Genomic DNA, 17,879 nt, shown 5'->3' with positions numbered 1-17,879 from the left:
AAGCGACGTGTAGCTAACGTGGGAACGGCTGGCGCCTTCCCACATCACGTTGCACTCACTGGCCGCGCTGATCGTCGAAAAACGCTTTGTTGCCATCTACCCGTTCCGAAGCCCTGGGCACATTCACGCCCTGGCCTTCCGGCTTTTCCACGTACCAATAGCAATAGCTTACCGCGCGGGTGATCCCGACATAGGCCAGGCGCAGCACTTCGTCTTTTTGGGCAGAGTCATACGGTTCGCTGTCACCAGCCTTGCCCAGGCCAGCCATGCGGTAGACCTGATTCTTGTAAGGCGAACTGGTCACATGCTGACAATCACCGAGTAGAAATACCGCATCGGCCTGTAGTCCTTTGGCGCTGTGGTAAGTCAGCTGTCTCAGCCTGCGGGCCGCCAGCGGCAAGCTAGAATCAGCATTAACTACAGGCTGAATATGCTCCTGAATCAATAACTTATCGCTACTTTTTCGATAAAGCATTAACACCGATTCGCCTCTTTGGTAGTGCGCCAGCAACTGCCGACCCAATGCAGCGTCGTCGCGCTCAAGCACCGTCACGGGTACCAGTGCCTTGGGCGCCCCACTGGCCTTGGCTTTCTTGCCGGGGATTGCAGGGGCGGCGCGCACAATATGCTCGGCGGCGTCGATGATGTGCTGGTGGCTGCGGTAGTTCTCACTCAGCATCACGCGGGTGGTGCTCGGCGACGGGAATTCGGCGTTGAATGCCATGAAGTATTGGGGCGAACTGCCGCGCCAGCCATAAATCGACTGCCAGTCATCGCCGACACACAGCAAGGATGAGCGCTGTGCGCCTCGGCCCATGTGCATCGCCGGGCCGCGACTACGGATTTCCCGCAGGCTGGCGCGAATCCACGACACGATCTGCGGTGACACGTCTTGAAACTCGTCGATCATCAAGTGCGACATCGGCCGCAGCAACGGATCGCTGAGCAGCTTGAGATTTTCCGGGGTATTTTCGCCAAACAGCGAAAACATCCGGTTGTAGGTCATGATCGGCGGCGATTGGTCGAGCAGGTGATCTTCCAGGGCTTTCCAGAAGATGCTCAGGGCTTCAAAAAACAAGCGGTCGGGATCGTCCTTGGCAAAGCTCATCTGGCCCACGGCGGTCGGCACGTCCAGGCCGAGGTTCTCGATGAACCCGGCAGCCATGACAAAGCTGTCCAGCAGTGGCGCCGAGGCGAGTTCGCCTTTGATCTTGTAATCGAAGCCCGGCCCTGCGGTAGCATCGCCAGCCAAGCTGCTTAATAACCGTTTGGAAGATTCGTAACTATCAAGCCAAATCATAGGTTTACGACAGAAAGCTTGAAACAGGGTGCGCTTTACTGCCCACTCGGCACGCACCGAAAGCTTCGAATTCGGCCGGCTGATCTGGGCGTTTTCGCGTGAATCGAAGCCCAGCACCACCCAGGCGTCCAACTGGGGAATATAACCGTGACAGTGAAACTGCGCGCCATTGATCTCAAAAGTCTGACGGCTCGGCTCAATGCCCTTGATCGGCCATGCGCCCGCACGAAACCACAGGTCTTCGATGACATCGCACAGTTCTTCATCACGCTTGGCGGCCAACTCGGTGACGGCGATGCGCTTTTGCACGTCCGGATGATCACGCTCCAGCTCCTTGAGCTGCAGGCCATGACGGGCCAAGGGTGCAATCAGTTCACGGAAACGCTCGTGCCGGCCGTGCAGCCGGTGGTAGCAGGCATTCATCTGTTGGCGCTGGGCATCGCCGATGCGCAGGTCGAATGGGTTGCTGTCCGCGTCCTCGACACCACTGCTGAGGTTTTCGAACGCCTGCAGCCGTTCAAAGCCAGGCAAGCTGCGTACCATCGGCAAGATGCGCGAGTGAAAGGTACGCACCACGGCCCGGGCTTCTTTGCTGCCAAGGGGTTGGCCCCACAGACTGAGAATTTCCATGAGCTTGTTGATGAAGTCCTTGCGCGACTCGCGGGTGAACGTCACCACGGTCATCGAGCTCAGTTCAAAGCCCAGGTAATGGGTGAGCAACAGGATCCGCAGCACCAGGGAGGTGGACTTACCGGCGCCCGCACCGGCGATCACCGACGTCGAAGGCGTGTCGCTGAAGATCATTTTCCATTGCGCGCTGCTCGGCTGTGCATGGGCCGGCAGTAAGCGCGCCACATCCGCCTTCATGCGCTTCTTCACGTCGGCGCTGAGCGGCAGCCGCCAGTCGTCGAACAGGCTGTCATCCACGCCTGGCGCCTTGTGCTCTTCGGGCCGGAAGTCACGGATCAGCAATACCTGGCGGCCCTCTTCTATTCCGTCAGCCTTGCCTTCGCGATACCCATATTCCACACCGGCTTCGTGCCCGCTGCGAAATCCGTCAGCCTGGCCGTGCAGCCAGGAAAACCGATGCTGCGCACGTAGACGCGTCAGGCCGTGGCCAAACAAGCGGGCGGCAAGCCGTTTCAGCAGCGGCATTTCTGCCAGAGGTCGAAGCTCAGGGGGCAAATCAGGCGTTTGTTGCGGCACGCGGACTCCAGCGATGAGGTTGGTTTTGGCGAAGGCGCCATGGTCGCCGGAATTGGCGCTCAGTTCCAGCCAATTGCTTTGACGTCATACAGTTAGGCGATGAAGTGAAAGTTGAAACGCCTGTAACCAATCGAATTATTGGATGAGAATACGGCAATTTTTACGCTTTTTATCGATCATGCACTGCTGGATCATGGTCCCAATCAACAGGAGACTCTCATGCTCGAACTTCGACCTTTCAACACGCTGGGCGGCGCCCATCATGGCTGGCTTGACGCCCATCACCACTTTTCATTCGCCCAATACCACGACCCCAAGCGCATGCACTGGGGCAACCTGCGGGTATGGAACGACGACATTATCGCGCCGGGCACGGGTTTCCCGCAGCACCCGCACCGCGACATGGAAATCATCACCTACGTGCGCGAAGGCGCCATCAGCCACGCCGACAACCTGGGCAACAAGGGCCGCACCGAGGCCGGCGATGTGCAGGTGATGAGCGCCGGCACCGGGATTGCCCACAGCGAATACAACCTGGAGGCCACCCCGACCAAGATTTTCCAGATCTGGATTATTCCAAACGAAGCCGGCTTGCCGCCTTCATGGGGCGCCAAACCCTTTCCCCAGGGAGATCGCGAGGGCTTTGTGACCCTGGCCAGCGGCAAGGCCGGTGACAGCGAAAGCCTGCGCATCCGCGCTGATGCACGTCTGGTAGCGGCCAACCTGAAAGCGGGCGAAAGTGCCGAGTATCGACTGGACAGCGGGCGCCGCGCGTACCTGGTGCCGGCGACGGGCGTGATTGAAGTCAATGGCTTGCGTGCGCAAGCGCGAGACGGCGTGGCGGTTGAGGATGAGCAAGTGTTGCGGGTGACGGCGCTCAAGGACAGCGAGATCGTGCTGGTCGATCTGGCTTGAAGGGACTTTCGTTAACCTGAAAATGTGGGAGGGAGCAACTCCCTCCCACAGCCGATATGGCGTGATTACTGGCTGATTGCGCCGTCGACCAGCACCTGCGCTTCTTCTACCAGTTGCTTGAGGTGATCCTCGCCCACAAAGCTCTCGGCGTAGATCTTGTAGATGTCCTCGGTGCCCGATGGGCGCGCGGCAAACCAGCCGTTTTCGGTCATCACCTTCAAACCGCCAATCGCCTGGTTATTGCCCGGCGCATGGCTGAGGATCTGCTGAATGCTTTCCCCGGCCAATTGCGTGGACGTGACCTGTTCCGGCGACAGCTTGCCCAGCAAGGCTTTCTGCGCCGGGGTGGCCTTGGCGTCGACGCGGATCGCGAAGGGCTCGCCCAGTGCATCGGTCAGGCCACGGTAGATCTGGCTTGGGTCCTGGCCTTTGCGCGAGGTCATTTCCGCCGCCAGCAGGGCCGGAATCAAGCCATCCTTGTCGGTGCTCCACACAGTGCCATCCTTGCGCAGGAACGAGGCGCCGGCGCTCTCTTCGCCGCCAAAACCCAGAGAGCCTTCAAACAGGCCATCGGCAAACCATTTGAAGCCTACGGGCACTTCGTACAGACGACGGCCGATACGTGCGGCCACGCGGTCGATCAAGCCACTGCTGACCACGGTCTTGCCCACGGCTGCATCGGCGCGCCAGTCCGGACGGTTCTGAAACAGGTAATCGATGGACACGGCCAGATAATTGTTCGGTGCCAACAGGCCGCCGGACGGCGTAACAATGCCGTGTCGATCGTGGTCCGGGTCGCAGGCGAAGGCCACGTCGAACCGCTCCTTGAGGCCGATCAAGCCTTGCATCGCATAGCTGGAGGACGGGTCCATACGGATCTGGCCGTCCCAGTCGACGCTCATGAAGCGGAAGGTGGAATCGACTTCAGTGTTCACCACGTCCAGGTTCAAGCGGTAGTGCTCGGCAATCGCCGACCAGTAGCGCACCCCTGCTCCGCCCAGCGGATCAACGCCCAGGCGCAAATCGGCGCTGCGGATGGCGTCCATGTCGATCACGTTGACCAGGTCGGCCACGTAGCTGTTGAGGTAGTCATGGCGGTGCGTGGTATCGGCCTTGAGCGCCTGGGCGTGGGTGATGCGCTTGACCCCGGCGAGTTTGTTGGCCAGCAATTCATTGGCCTTGGCTTCGATCCACTTGGTGACGTGGGTATCGGCTGGGCCGCCATTGGGCGGGTTGTACTTGTAGCCGCCGCTTTGCGGCGGGTTGTGCGACGGCGTGATAACGATGCCGTCGGCCAGGCCTGTGGTGCGGCCGCGGTTGTAGCAGATGATGGCGTGGGAAATGGCCGGGGTCGGCGTGTATTCATCGCCCTCGGCCAGCATCACGTGCACGCCGTTGGCCGCCAGGACTTCCAGCGCGCTGGCACCGGCCGGCGTCGACAGCGCATGAGTATCCAGGCCGACGAACAAAGGACCATTGATGCCTTGGGCTTCGCGATACAAACAGATGGCCTGGCTGATGGCGAGTACGTGCCACTCGTTGAAGCTCAGCTCAAACGAGCTGCCGCGGTGGCCGGAGGTACCAAAAGCCACGCGTTGGGTGGAGATCGCTGCATCAGGCTGGCCTGTGTAGTAGGCCGTGACCAGTCGCGGGATATCCACCAGCAACTGAGCTGGCGCCGGCTTGCCCGCAAAAGGACTGATAGTCATGCATGAACCTCGAAAAGAAGGATTTGGAAAAAACGACAGTTTACTGAGAGTTGGACTACTACGCGACGGTATCGATCCTACAAAACTCAGAGAAATTTCACGCATCTAGCCCGTTTGTGCCTGCCGCAGGGCATCAGCCAGTGCCGCCAGCGCAACGTCCAGGTTGGGCTGCCCATGAAAGGTATGGCTCAAACGCATGTGCTGATGGTGCAGGCCGCCGACGCTGAACAACTCGCCGGGCGCCACCACCACTTGCCGGGCCAGCAAACACTGGAACACCTGGCGCATGTCCACTGCCTGGGTCGAACCCAACCAGAACGTAGCGCCGCCGGCAGGCATGCGATAAGTCACTTGATCGCCCAAATGCTGGTCGAGCAGCAGGCTCATTGCCCCGGCTTGCTCACGCAGCAACTGACGCAGGGTACGCAGGTGCTGATCAATTTGCCCGCTCTGATACAGGCGGGCAATCGCGCGTTGGCGAATTGACGACAACCGGAACGAACGCAGCAGAAACTGGCGCTGCAATTGGCTGCTCATGTGCCGGGACAGCGCGTAGCCATACGGCGCTTCCGGGCCGAGAATTTTCTCGAAGGAGGAAAACACCATCAGCCGCTCCGGGTTCACCAGATCGCGCAAGGCCGTGTGGGGCGGTTTGAAACTCAACTCCCCGCACGTGTCGTTCTCCAACAGCCAGCACCCATGCTGGTCGAGCAATTGCGCCACCTTGAGGCGATCGCGCAGGGCCATCGCCACGCCGGAAGGCTGGCTGACCGTCGATGAGAGCAGCACCAGGCTCACGCGCTCGTCGCGCAGCAGGCCTTCGAGCGACACCAGGTCGAGGCTGCCGTCCTGCGCCCAGGGCAATTCGAGCAGGCGGATGCCGGCATCCTGCAGCAGGCGCAGGATCAGCCAGTCGCAGGGCGATTCGATAATCACCGTAGAACCGGGCAGGCCGAGCACCTCGATGAGGATATCAAGCACCCCGCGCAGGTCGGCACCGATATACACGTCGTCGGCGTGCCAGCAGCGCGTCGGCGACGAGGTGTAACGCGCCGCCAGCGCTGCGCGCAGCTCCCACACCCCACATGGCTGGGACCAGGGCTGCAAGTGGTGCGGGTATTGGCGCACCAACTCCCGCTCCAGGCGCAATAGCGTGCTGTCCAGCGACGCCAACAAGGCAGGTTCATCGCCACTGAGCACTACCATGCCCGGGCGTCGCGCGGCCACATAGAGGCGCTCGAGCAAATCCCCGCTTGGCCACGTCGAGGTGCCGCCGGCAAGCGGCCAGGCGTAATAGCCTGACTTGGCCACTGAATACACCCGCCCCTCTTTCTCCAGCAGCGAATAGGCGTACTGGATGGTGGAAATGGACACGTTCAGGCGCTGGGATAACTGGCGCAGAGACGGCAGTTTTACCCGGCTATCGCTGCTGACCTCGTCAATCAGGTTGATCATGTAGCGATACACCGCCTGATAGGCGAAATCCACCTGCCGCACACCACGCAGCGTCATCGCCCGGACAGCTGCAAGGCCATGTCGGCACTGGCCATCGACCGTTCCTGACGGCAACCACGAGCGGTACTGCCGCGGCCGCCGGGCATTGGCCGCTTGCGGTACAGATGCTGAAGCAACGGCAGCGGCAGCCCGCTGGCGTCGGTTACCCATTGCTGCAGCATCTCGGCAGCGGGCTTGCCCTGCAGCACTTTGTGCAGTTCCGGCAGGGCCACCAGCATGCCCGAGTGGCACTGGCGCAAATAACCTTCCAGCCGCTCACCGTGGTGGATAAAGGGCGAGAACAGCAGGCAGATCAACTGGCCCTCATCCAGGCCGAAAAACTGCTGGGCGTGCTGGGCCGATATGGCGCGCCCTTCGCGGCTGACGGCTTGGGTGATCAACGCTTCGCACACTTGCCGACGACGCAGGTAATTCGCTGCCTGCAGCATGAACCCTTCGACGCCCGCTTCGTAATCCAGCGCCCTCAGGCTCTCGGCTTGCAGGCCTCGCAGGTGCGCCATCAACATCGGATTGGCAAAGGTCGGATGACTCAGATGAAAGCCCAGTGGGTCCGGGTTATAGGCCATGAACTCGGTGAGCAACGGTGCACAAGCGCGGTCAATGCCGTCCAGCAGGTCGGCGATACCGATGTACGCGAGGTGGCGGTGCCCACCCGGGCTGGTGTCGCTCTTCGCCACATAGTGCTCGCCGTACAAGTCACGATAAATGTCATCACTCCACTGATCCATGCGCGCGAACAGCCCATTGAGTGTGGCAGGCCTGCCCGCAGGAACCTCGACGCCTGCGGCCTGGGCGGTCTTTTTCAGCCAGGCCAGCAACTGGCCCTGCTTGCGCGCGCAATCGCCGCTGACCAATGCATGCACGCCACCGTCCCAGGCGGTGACGCGCTGGTAGAAGTCGCCCAAGGCCAGATAGGTCTCGTTGCACAGTGTTGCGCGAACGTCACCGGAGGACAGATGCCCCATCATCAACATGTTGCGCTGGCTGACCTCGCGCCCAGTGGCAGAGGCCGGGCGCTGGTGGTTGAACGGCAGCACCTGGTGGTTTTCCACCATCAGCAGCTCAACCCGTGGGTCGTCGTGAAAAAACAACTGGCTGTAGCCGCGGTGAAGCGTGTCGAGCGTGCCTTGGGTCATGCCGCTGTGACGCAAGGTGGCCACGCGCAGTTGGAACGTCCTGGGGGCGCGGCCGGCGATGCTTAATTGCGCGGCACGCAACAACGCCAGGGTGTAGCTGCTGACTTCACCGCCGCCATGGGCCACCAGCACCTTGTAATCGCCCACCTGCTCCATACCGCCAGCGGCAACCACAATCCGCTGTATCAACAATTGAAGTGCTGTGCGTTCTGCACGATTGAAGTGCCCAATGAGCCGTTGCAGTACTTGCTGGTAAACATAATTCATAGCTTGTTCGTGAATAGCGCTCATAGCTCTACTACCTGAGTTGAAATATCAGTTTCAAGCAACTACCGAGACGTATTGTCCGGTCTATTGCATCTGTAAGAAGGGGTGCCCGCGCTACCGTGTTCGCGATAAATAAACACTAGCACTGTGCAATTAATCGACATGGAATATGCACCGGAGCGCAGTTGGAGCATCCCTTGCGCCAACAGGCCGTGCGTGAGGCGTCCAGGCCGTCAATGCGGCAATCCTAGGAATGCTCTGACGGCCCCCTACACTCATTTATCCTTAAACTAGAAGATGAATCTGACACATAAAAAGCTTCTAACTTTGACCTCCGCTGATTTATCGATTGAGGCTCGCCTGGAAAGTACCCGCATCCTCGGGTCCAGGCAGTTGCTGCATTATCATGGGGAGTTGCAGGCAGCCCCTGCTGGGGTATCAGAGTATCAATCATTACTCGGTCCTTGAGTTGAACGTGAAGACTCAATTATCAGGACTGGAATAATGATTAACAGATACAGAAGCCGGTCGAAAACCAGTTCAGATAATTATCCGTTGCCGCGTCAATAGCGCGCACACAAAGACGCCGCGCTGAAAATCAGGGCGGCGGCAGGGGCAAAGGTATCGTTTACAGGACCGAAAGACGCGCGCGCGTTTCATCCAACGCGCGGGTTAAGCCCTGCTAAATGGCGCATTTGTCTCATGCGCCCAGGGCCCGGATGACTCATTTGCGAATATTCCTACACCTCAAACAGCTTCAACCTGCAACGCAACGCGTTCGCGACACGGGCATTCGTCCATATAGCGGTGCGCTTCCACGAACTGATTGAATGGAAACACCGTCGTTTTCAGCGGCACCAGCACGCGGTCGGCCGTCAGTTGGTTGATATCACGCAGCGCACGCTGCAAGGCCACCTGATCCTGAATGATGCCCAGCTCCGGCTTGCCGGTGAAGTTGCCGATGCAATGCACAAAGAACTGAATGTTCTTCTGGAACGCTGCGCACGCCGGAAACGGTGTCTGGTTGCCGCCTTGCAGGCCATAAAGCACCAGGCTGCCACGCGGTGCCAGCACGTCACCGAGCAACGACATCTGCGGGCCGCCCAAGCCATCGAACACCACGTCAACGCCGCGGTTGTCGGTGAACTTGTTGACCTGCATGAGCAAGTCCTGTTCTTCGGTGACAATCACCTTTTCTGCCCCGAGGGACAGCAGGTACTCACGCTCCGCGCTGTCTTTGGTCGCGGCAATCACCCGCACACCCAGGGCTTTGCCCAGTTGTACGAACGAGGGGCCGGCGCAGTGGCTGGCGTCGGTCACCAGGGCGAACTGGCCGGGTTTGACCCGTGCCAGGTCCACATAGGCAAAGTAGGCAATCAGCAGCGGCGTGTAGTGCACGCTGGCTTCGATCGGGCTCAAGACGTCCGGGTAACGGGTCAGGGCCGAACGGGGCAGGACGATCTGTTCGCCATACACCGGGTAATCGTTGGGGCTCTCGGCCGGAAAACTGGCCACTTTATCGCCCACCGCCAAGTCATCCACGCCGTCGCCGAGGGCTACAACCACCCCGGCCATCTCATGGCCGAGGCCGGATGGCAGACGTGCATGGGAAGACGCCAGGTTCTGGCGCCACAAAATGTCGTACCAGCTGATGCCAATCGCGTCGACACGCACCTGCACTTCGCCCGGTGCGGGCAGCGCGGCTACATGCTCTTCGCACTTGAGCACCTCGGCCGGACCAAACTTGTGAAAACGGATCGTGCGGGACATCGCAAACCTCGTCAAAGTAACCTCTAATGCCATGAACTCTATCTGGGCTTTCCAGGTAAGACCACCGGTCGCCGTTAATAGTCGACATGCCTGTCATTGATTCCGCAACTGAGGAATGGACCCCAGATCTTGTAGGAAAACTCAATTAGCCGGTGCAGAGTACCAGCCTTTCCCCGTAAGATTCATGCCGGTCATTGTTTACATGTGGCCGCTCTCGTCAAGCTCGCTGACTCTTCCAGGACACAAGATGAACCGTAACGACCTGCGTCGTGTCGACCTTAACCTCTTGATCGTATTCGAAACCTTGATGCATGAGCGCAGTGTGACCCGTGCTGCCGAGAAGCTGTTCCTTGGCCAGCCGGCCATCAGTGCGGCGTTGTCGCGCCTGCGTGGACTGTTCGATGACCCGCTGTTTGTGCGCACCGGACGCAGCATGGAGCCGTCCGCCCGCGCTGTAGAGATTTTCGCCCTGCTCTCCCCGGCCCTGGACTCGATTTCCACCGCCGTGAGCCGCGCCGCCGAGTTCGACCCGGCCACCAGTACGGCCGTGTTCCGCATCGGTTTGTCGGACGACGTCGAATTCGCCCTGCTCCCCCAGTTGCTCAAACGCCTGCGCGCCGAAGCGCCGGGCATCGTGCTGGTGGTGCGCCGGGTCAATTACATCCTGATGCCGGGTCTGCTGGCCTCCGGCGAAATTTCCATCGGCGTAAGCTACACCGCCGACCTGCCGGCCAACGCCAAGCGCAAGGTCCTGCGCCGCAGCCTGCCGAAACTGCTGCGCGCCGACAGCGTGCCCGGCTCGCTGAGCCTGGACGATTTCTGCGCCCGCCCCCACGCCCTGGTGTCATTCGCCGGCGACCTGAGCGGGTTTATCGATGAAGAGCTGGAAAAACTCGACCGCAAACGCCACGTGGTCCTAGCCGTGCCGCAGTTCAACGGGCTGGGCACATTGCTGGCCGGCACCGATATCCTGGCCACCGTGCCGGACTACGCCGCCGAGGCGCTGACCTCAGCGGGCGGTTTGCGCGCAGAAGACCCGCCGTTGCCCGTACGCTCGTTCGAATTGCACATGGCCTGGCGTGGCTCGCAGGACAACGACCCGGGAGAGCGCTGGTTGCGCTCGCGGATTCAGATGTTTTTTGGCGATCCCGACAGCCTCTGACCACCACCTGCAACCCCCTCACTCAACCAACGCCACCTTGCGCGCCACAGCCCATGGCGCCATCAGGCGTTGCGGGGTCTGGCACGTCTTGCGTTTGAACACGAAGTTGCGGCACTTTTCGGCGAACTGTTGGCGGTTGTGCACCATGTCTTGCTGCATGTGTGCCAGTTCGTGTTCGCGACAGCGTTCAACCTGATCCAGGTCCATGGTTGCCTTGCGCGCGCGCGCCAGCACGTAGTGCTCATCGTCGAGCGCGCGGGTGGCCTGTTGCATAAGCCATAGGCCAAATGCCTGTGGACACCGTGGGCCGATGGCCTGAACCATGCCGTAGTGCTGGGCCTGGTGGGCACTGATCGGCAGGCATTCTTGCGTGAGCCGGTGCGCCACTTCGCTGCCGACGGCACGTGGCAGGCTGTAGGTCCAGTATTCGGAGCCATACAAGCCCATGGTTTTGTAATGCGGGTTGAGCACCACGCCCTCACGGGCAAAAACGATGTCGGCCGCCAGCGCCAGCATGACGCCGCCGGCTCCGGCACTGCCGGTCAGGCCGCTGACCACCAGCTGCCGGGCCGTGAGCAGCTCCTTGCACACATCGTCGATGGCCTGGATGTTGGCCCAGGCTTCCAGCCCAGGCACCGCAGCGGCTTGGATCACATTGAGGTGCACGCCGTTGGAAAAGCTGCCACGCCCGCCCTTGATCAACAACACGTGGGTGTCCCGCGCCTTGGCCCAACGCAGTGCAGCCACCAGACGCTGGCATTGCTCGGTGCTCATGGCGCCGTTGTAGAACTCAAACGTCAGTTCGCCGACAGGCCCTGACTCTCGGTAGCGGATCGGTTGATAGGCCTGTTCATTCCACGTGTGGCTGGCGAGGGAGCTGTCCAGCACGGGAATGCCTGCGAGTTTCTCGGCCAGCACGTGGCGGGCCGGCAACTTGAAGGTCTCCTCCCCGGGCTGGGCTTTGCGCTTGAGCGAGCCGATCCACAGGCTGTGATCGCCGGCCGCCACCAGCACCGCGTCGTCCTGTACCGCAAGAATGTCTCCCGGAATGCCGTGGCGTGAGTCCAGGTGCGCGTCGTACACGTAATACTGCCCGCCCCTGATGCTCGCCAGCACACCGGGCTGGCCATCGGCGGCGTCAATGTTGCGTTTGATGAAGCGTGCGCAATCGAACCAACTGAAGCTGCGGTCGGCCTGGGTCATGTTTGGCTGCAATCGCCCGATGACATCGGGCTGCGTGTCATCAAGCGGCGTCGGGACGACGCCCCGGGCGAATTTTGCCACCACGTCGCGGATGCAATCGATGGCTGCGTCACTCACCCGCCCGTTGTACAGCTCGGATTTGCGCACATCAGCCGGCATGTCGAATTCACGGGTCGACCAGATCGGCCCGGCGTCCATTTCCTCCACCGCCTGCAGGGCGGTCACACCCCAGCGGTCGACCTGCCGGGTGATGGCCCAGTCCAGCGCGCTGGCGCCGCGGTCGCCGACGATCCCCGGATGGATGATCACGACCGGGCGTTCCGGGTTGCTCCACAGCTGCTGTGGCACACGGTCCTTCAGAAACGGGCAAATCACCACATCGGCGCCTGACGCCTCGACCTGCTCGCACACCGTGGCGGCATCGGTGAACAGCACCACGCTGGGCGCGTGACCTGCCTGGCGCAAGTCCAACCAGGCCCGTTGGGTCAAACCGTTGAACGCCGACGATAACAACAGGATCTTCAATGACCGCATAGCTGACTCTTCCTTGAGATACGCGACCCGAGGCACTCATTGAGCCCTCCCTGGCCTTTGATGGAAGCATAAGGTTAGAGGCGCTGCCAGGCGGGGCACCTGATCAGGATCAATCTTGTGTCAGCCAATCGCGCATTCGTGGCCAGCCGCAAAGCCAATGATTATTCAAGCGAACTCAAACCGGCAATCAGCGCCTCCAGCACCACGCGAACCTTGGGCTGGTCTTGCCGGCTTTTGACCCAGGCCAGGTTGACCTCAAACCCCGGCGTCGCCAGTTGCGGCAGTACCTCGACCAACGCGCCGTCCTGCAACTGTTGCTTGACCAGCCAGGATGGCAACTCGACGATACCGCAGCCCGCCAACGCGGCCATCACCAGCCCTTCGCCATTGCCTACCACCAGTTGCGGCGTGAGTGGCCTGTGCAGTGTCGTGCCCTCCTCGCCGGTGTAGCGCCAAGGGCTGATGCGTCCATCCACCCAGCCATAGGCAATGCACTGGTGCTGCTCCAGGTCGCGGTCGGACAACGGCGTGCCATGGCGAGCCAGGTATGCCGGCGATGCACAAAACACATGCCACTCGCGTGTCAGCAGCCGATGCTCCACCGTGTGCGGCCAGGCGTGGCCGTCACCAATGCGCAGTGCAATGTCCACGCCCTCCTTGAACGAGTCGATATGGCCGTCAGAAAAGGAAATATGCGGCACCACCAACGGGTGCGCCTGCAGCCACGGCAGAAGAATCGGGAGCACCTGCATGCGCCCGTATGGGCCTGGCAAGTCGATGCGCACGCGCCCGCGAGGCTCGGTGTTTTCGGCTTGCAGCGACAACTCGGCGTCTTCCAGGTCGGCCAGCACCCCCGTACAGGTACGCAGAAACGCGGCACCGGCATCGGTCAACGCCAACGTGCGCGTCGTGCGTTGGAACAGTCGCGCGCCCAGGCGCTTTTCCAGCCTGGCGATGCCTTTACTCACGGCAGACGCCGTCAGGTTCATTTTCTCGGCGGCCGCCGTGAAGCTGCCGTACTGCGCGACGCAGACGAACACATCGATACCCTTCAAGCGCTCGGAGGAAAACATACGCGGCCCTTATTCATGAATTCAGTTCGTGCCTTTTGATAAAAAGCATCCTAAATCAGAATTCAGATCAACAGTAAGCTGCGTCGAGCCGGACGAGCGACTTGCGACGCTTGCACCTTATAAATGGACGATGAGGCTCGAATGCTCGCCACGCTGAAAAAATATCCCGCCACCCTCAATCTGCTGCTCTGCGCTTCATTGGTGCTAACCCTCGCCCGGGCCATCACGCTGCCCTACCTGGTGATTTATGTGTCCGGCCACTTTGGCTTGAGCATTGCCGAGGTCGGCCTGGTGATCGGCAGCACGCTGATCATCGGCTCACTGCTGAGCCTGTATGGCGGCTTCCTGGTCGATAGCCTCTCCAGTTACCGGCTCATCCTTACGGCCTGCGCCGTCTTTACGGCAGGTTTTCTCGGCGCCTTCATCGCGTCTGGTCTCGGGCTGTTTTATGCGTGCCTGGTGGCAATCAACCTGGCCTATGCCGTCATTGATATCGCGGTGAAAGCCGGGTTTGGCAGCCTGCTTCCCCTTGACCAGCGCAGTGAAGTGTTTTCGATCAAGTACACGCTGACCAATATTGGCTACGCCGTCGGGCCGTTCCTCGGTGCCGGCGTGGCCGCCCTGGACATGAGCCTGCCGTTCCTGCTGTCGGCGGGACTGGGAGCCGGCTATTTTTTTGTCTACTTCGTGTGGGGCGACACAGGCCTGGCAACAGCCGAGGCAAACCGGCAAACCACGCCATTTTTGGCCGTCGGCAAAGTGCTGCTGCGCGATTACCGCCTGGTGTGCTTTACCTTGGGCGGGGTGCTGAGCGCGGTGGTGTTCGGCCAGTTCACCGCTTACCTCTCGCAGTACCTGATAGTCACCAGCAACCCCCAGACGGCCTACCGCATTATCAGCAGCGTGGTGTCGACCAACGCCCTGATGGTTATCTGCCTGCAATACAGCCTCGGCAAACGGATCACCCACAAACACCTGAACCTGTGGCTCGCCGCTGGGCTTAGCCTGTTCATCGTCGGGCTGGGCGGTTTTGCGCTGTCGACCACGCTGACGGTGTGGGTGATCGCCATGGCCATCTTCACCGTGGGTGAAATCATCGTATTCCCGGCTGAATACATGTTTATCGACACCATCGCGCCGGACACTCTGCGGGGCATGTATTACGCCGCGCAGAACCTCAGCAACGTCGGCGCAGCGTTAGGCCCGGTGCTGTGTGGCGTGATGCTGGCGACGCAACCGGCCCACCACATGTTTTACATGCTGGCGCTGTTCATCATTGCCGGCGCAGTGCTCTACGGTTTAGGCGTGCGCCTGTCAGCTGAGGCAAAGCCTGAAGCGGTGACGTGAGCGCACATTGAGCGCCTGGGCAGACTATTTGATCGGCTGGGTCAAAAGCCGTCCCGGCTGTCTGCCTAGAATGAGCGCTCCTTTACCAGGCAGACTTGAACATGAAACTGATCAGCAACGCTTTCGCTGACAACACCGCCATCCCCGGCGAATACGCCTTCGCCATTCCCGAGCCGATCCACCACTATGCGCTGTCCAGCAACCGCAACCCGCACCTGGCGTGGACGGATGCGCCGGCGGGTACCCAATCCTTCGTCCTGGTGTGCCACGACCCGGATGTGCCCAGCGTCGGCGATGACGTCAACCAGGCCGGCAAACGCGTGGCGGCGGACTTGCCCCGCGTGGACTTTTATCACTGGCTGCTGCTCGACATTCCTGCCGACACCCGCCAAATCAGCGCCGGCAGCCACAGTGACGGCGTCACGGCCAAGGGCAAAACCGGCCCGCAAGCCGCGGACGGCCTGCGCCATGGTTTGAATGACTACAGCGTGTGGTTCGCCGCCGACCCACAAATGGCCGGCGATTACTTTGGCTATGACGGCCCTTGCCCACCGTGGAATGATGAACGCCTGCACCACTACATTTTTACCCTTTACGCACTGGACGTTGCGCGTCTGGAGGTACAAGGTGCGCTGAACGGCGCCGCTGTGCTGGCTGCACTGCAAGGCCATGTCCTTGCCCAGGCCAGCCTGACCGGCACTTATACCCTGGCCCCCAAAGAGCTGCTGCGCGTTGACTGAACCGCTCACTGCATTGCCCGCCCAATGGCTGTTGCCATCGGGCGAACGGCTGCCATGCCAAGGCGTTTGCAGCGTCGCCCGCCCTCAGCTGACGCGCAGCCACCACGCGCGCAACTTTCGCTTTTTCGAAGCGACGCTGCTGCTGGTTACTGCCGGCACGCTGCTGATGGAGAATGCCCACGGTCGTTGGGCACTGGACGACAGCGCGAGCCTCATGGCCGTGGCCAAGAACACCCAGCTCAATGTCAGCAAGGCGCCGGCCGCCAATGGCTCGCCTTATACCGCGCTATTGCTGACCTTCAGCCCGGCACTGATCACCGAATTCCATCAACGCTATGGGCACGTGCTCGCCGCCACCCAGACCGTCGGCAATTGCACGCTGGCCGCGCTGGATGAACACCTGAACGACTCGCTGCAATTTTGCCTGCGCGGGATCGACTCGCCCCAGGTCGGCGGCGTGCAGCAAAGCCATCGCGCGTTGGGCTTGCTGCTCGCCCTGTACGAGCGCGGTATTGTCTACCCGCGCCCCGCGGCTGCCGGGCTGGCCGAACGGTTGACGCAACTGCTGACCAAGGCCCCCGAGCACGCCTGGACCGCCGCGCTCGCCGGCCGTGAATTGGCGGTGAGTGAAGCCACCTTGCGCCGCCGGCTGGCGGATGAGGGCGTCAACTTCAGCACCTTGCTGACCGATATCCGCATGCACCACGCGATGATGCTGTTACAGACCACACACCTGGGCGTGTCGCAGATTGCCGACGCGTGCGGGTATCGGTCGCTGTCGAGGTTTTCGATGCGGTTCAAGCATCGGTTCGGGTTTTCGGTGCAGGCCATTCGGTAGCGACCAACACTCAACCCACAGCTTCAACCCGCAACGCTTTCGCGCCTTCCCTGGCGCGACACGTTCAACACCACCAGCAGCGCCAGCGCCTTCGGCCGCTTGATAAACCGCCACAGCGAAGCATGCGCCACGTCCGGCTGTGTGTCCCTGGCGGCGGCCACGTGCAATCAGCCGACGCACACCAGGCTCAGTAACGGCATCGTCGGCCTGCGCAGCGCCCTGTTGAAGGGCAACCAGGCTCGCCTGTTTGCAGGGTGCGGGATCGTGGCGCACTCCGACCCTGCCTGCGAATACGACGAAACCTGCATCAAACTGGCCGGCATGCGTTCGCCGACTGCGCGCCCGGTGCTTGAATCAAGACCTGTGCAGGCCTACCCTGCACACGGAAAACTCACCCTCCGAGTCAGGAAGACCTTACATGTGGGACGGCAGCGTTACTTTTGGCGATTCATGGGCCGGTTACATCGGTCGCGCGGATCAGAACTCTGCCCATTCCCATGTCGCCATCCAGCTGTGCATCGGCGTGCACCAACCGGTCACCCTGGAACTGCCCGGCCAGTTGATCCGCGCGGCCGGGGTGATCATCGGCCCCAACGTCGAACACCGCGCCGTGGCCGACAGTCATCCGGTGGCATTTGTGTACGTTAATCCGGACACGCCACTGGGCCGTGCACTCAACGCATTGCTGCAAGACAACGGCATCGCCCTGGCCAGTGACGAACTGCTGGAGTGCTTTCGCCGTACCACGTCCCTGCCCCAGTTTGTCGACGCGCTCGCGCGTTTGCTGGCGATTACGCCGCCCATCGACCAACGCCTCTATAAAGCCTTGAACATCCTGCGCCTGGACCGCGACGGTCCCGGTTCCGTCAGCCGCGCCGCCAATGCGGTCGGCCTGTCCAGCCCGCGCCTGCGGTGTGTGGCGACGCATCAGATGGGCGTTTCCCTGTCCCAGTGGATCATCTGGAACAAACTTGAGCGCGCCTCCAAATCCCTGGCCGGCGGCGCCAGCTTGTCGGACGCGGCCGCCGATGGCGGGTTCTCCGACCAGGCGCACCTGGCGCGCATGATGCGCCGCATGATCGGCATGACCCCGCGCACGGCAGCCAAGGTTTTGCGCAAGACAAGCGTTTCGTTCAAGACGCGGTGATATCAAAAGGCCAATAT

At 61.2% G+C, this 17,879-nt stretch carries 13 protein-coding genes and 1 pseudogene; 7 read left to right on the top strand and 7 right to left on the bottom strand.

The window, feature by feature from the left end; all coding sequences use genetic code 11:
* Positions 1-55 precede the first annotated feature (55 nt).
* Positions 56-2,506, bottom strand: coding sequence for a UvrD-helicase domain-containing protein (locus tag AACU78_RS23685; RefSeq protein ID WP_106578096.1), 2,451 nt, complete (start codon positions 2,504-2,506; stop codon positions 56-58).
* 219 nt (positions 2,507-2,725) lie between these two features.
* Between AACU78_RS23685 and AACU78_RS23680 the strand changes: the two genes are divergently transcribed.
* Complete coding sequence (locus AACU78_RS23680; protein WP_106578095.1) at positions 2,726-3,421, top strand: pirin family protein; 696 nt, start codon at positions 2,726-2,728, stop codon at positions 3,419-3,421.
* Between the two features lie 65 nt (positions 3,422-3,486).
* Here the strand turns inward: AACU78_RS23680 and pgm are convergent, their stop codons facing one another.
* The 4 genes from pgm to AACU78_RS23660 all read right to left on the bottom strand — a co-directional run bounded on the left by pgm (position 3,487) and on the right by AACU78_RS23660 (position 9,818).
* Entirely contained in the window at positions 3,487-5,130 is a 1,644-nt protein-coding gene (pgm, locus tag AACU78_RS23675) for a phosphoglucomutase (alpha-D-glucose-1,6-bisphosphate-dependent) (protein ID WP_106578094.1), read from the bottom strand.
* A 105-nt stretch (positions 5,131-5,235) separates the two neighbouring features.
* Positions 5,236-6,642 carry an aminotransferase-like domain-containing protein gene (locus tag AACU78_RS23670; protein WP_106578093.1) on the bottom strand — a complete coding sequence of 469 codons (1,407 nt, stop codon included), beginning with the start codon at positions 6,640-6,642 and terminating at the stop codon, positions 5,236-5,238.
* Positions 6,639-8,072, bottom strand: coding sequence for a hypothetical protein (locus AACU78_RS23665; RefSeq protein ID WP_106578092.1), 1,434 nt, complete (start codon positions 8,070-8,072; stop codon positions 6,639-6,641). Before AACU78_RS23665 ends, AACU78_RS23670 begins: the two co-directional genes overlap by 4 nt.
* A 723-nt stretch (positions 8,073-8,795) precedes the next feature.
* A complete protein-coding gene (locus AACU78_RS23660; protein WP_106578091.1) occupies positions 8,796-9,818 on the bottom strand; it encodes a zinc-dependent alcohol dehydrogenase family protein in 1,023 nt (340 codons plus the stop codon).
* 247 nt (positions 9,819-10,065) lie between these two features.
* On the opposite strand from AACU78_RS23660, the gene AACU78_RS23655 reads away from it, so the two are divergent.
* A complete protein-coding gene (locus tag AACU78_RS23655) occupies positions 10,066-10,980 on the top strand; it encodes a LysR substrate-binding domain-containing protein (protein ID WP_028616088.1) in 915 nt (304 codons plus the stop codon).
* Between the two features lie 18 nt (positions 10,981-10,998).
* Here AACU78_RS23655 and AACU78_RS23650 read toward each other — a convergent pair whose 3' ends face one another.
* Both AACU78_RS23650 and AACU78_RS23645 read right to left on the bottom strand, forming a co-directional pair.
* The gene (locus tag AACU78_RS23650) at positions 10,999-12,717 is read right to left on the bottom strand and encodes a hydrogenase maturation protein (RefSeq protein ID WP_106578090.1); all 1,719 of its coding nucleotides are present in this window, start codon (positions 12,715-12,717) and stop codon (positions 10,999-11,001) included.
* A gap of 161 nt (positions 12,718-12,878) precedes the next feature.
* A complete protein-coding gene (locus AACU78_RS23645; protein WP_106578089.1) occupies positions 12,879-13,790 on the bottom strand; it encodes a LysR family transcriptional regulator in 912 nt (303 codons plus the stop codon).
* Between the two features lie 141 nt (positions 13,791-13,931).
* On the opposite strand from AACU78_RS23645, the gene AACU78_RS23640 reads away from it, so the two are divergent.
* The 5 genes and pseudogenes from AACU78_RS23640 to AACU78_RS23620 all read left to right on the top strand — a co-directional run bounded on the left by AACU78_RS23640 (position 13,932) and on the right by AACU78_RS23620 (position 17,862).
* Positions 13,932-15,137 carry an MFS transporter gene (locus AACU78_RS23640; RefSeq protein WP_106578088.1) on the top strand — a complete coding sequence of 402 codons (1,206 nt, stop codon included), beginning with the start codon at positions 13,932-13,934 and terminating at the stop codon, positions 15,135-15,137.
* Positions 15,138-15,238: 101 nt separating this feature from the next.
* Positions 15,239-15,877: a YbhB/YbcL family Raf kinase inhibitor-like protein gene (locus tag AACU78_RS23635; RefSeq protein WP_106578087.1), complete on the top strand. Its 639-nt coding sequence runs from the start codon at positions 15,239-15,241 to the stop codon at positions 15,875-15,877.
* Positions 15,870-16,715 (top strand): helix-turn-helix transcriptional regulator, encoded by an 846-nt coding sequence (locus AACU78_RS23630; protein ID WP_106578086.1) that lies wholly within the window; start codon positions 15,870-15,872, stop codon positions 16,713-16,715. The genes AACU78_RS23635 and AACU78_RS23630 overlap by 8 nt, the downstream gene beginning before the upstream one ends.
* A gap of 141 nt (positions 16,716-16,856) precedes the next feature.
* Positions 16,857-16,973, top strand: a pseudogene (locus AACU78_RS23625) (hypothetical protein); the annotation flags it as partial.
* A 160-nt stretch (positions 16,974-17,133) separates the two neighbouring features.
* On the top strand, positions 17,134-17,862 hold the full coding sequence (locus AACU78_RS23620; RefSeq protein WP_106578085.1) for a helix-turn-helix domain-containing protein: 729 nt from the start codon (positions 17,134-17,136) through the stop codon (positions 17,860-17,862).
* Positions 17,863-17,879 lie beyond the last annotated feature (17 nt).

It is taken from the genome of Pseudomonas sp. R9.37 (assembly GCF_963878885.1).
Taxonomy (GTDB): Bacteria; Pseudomonadota; Gammaproteobacteria; order Pseudomonadales; family Pseudomonadaceae; genus Aquipseudomonas.
This window is presented reverse-complemented; position numbering and strand designations above follow the sequence as displayed.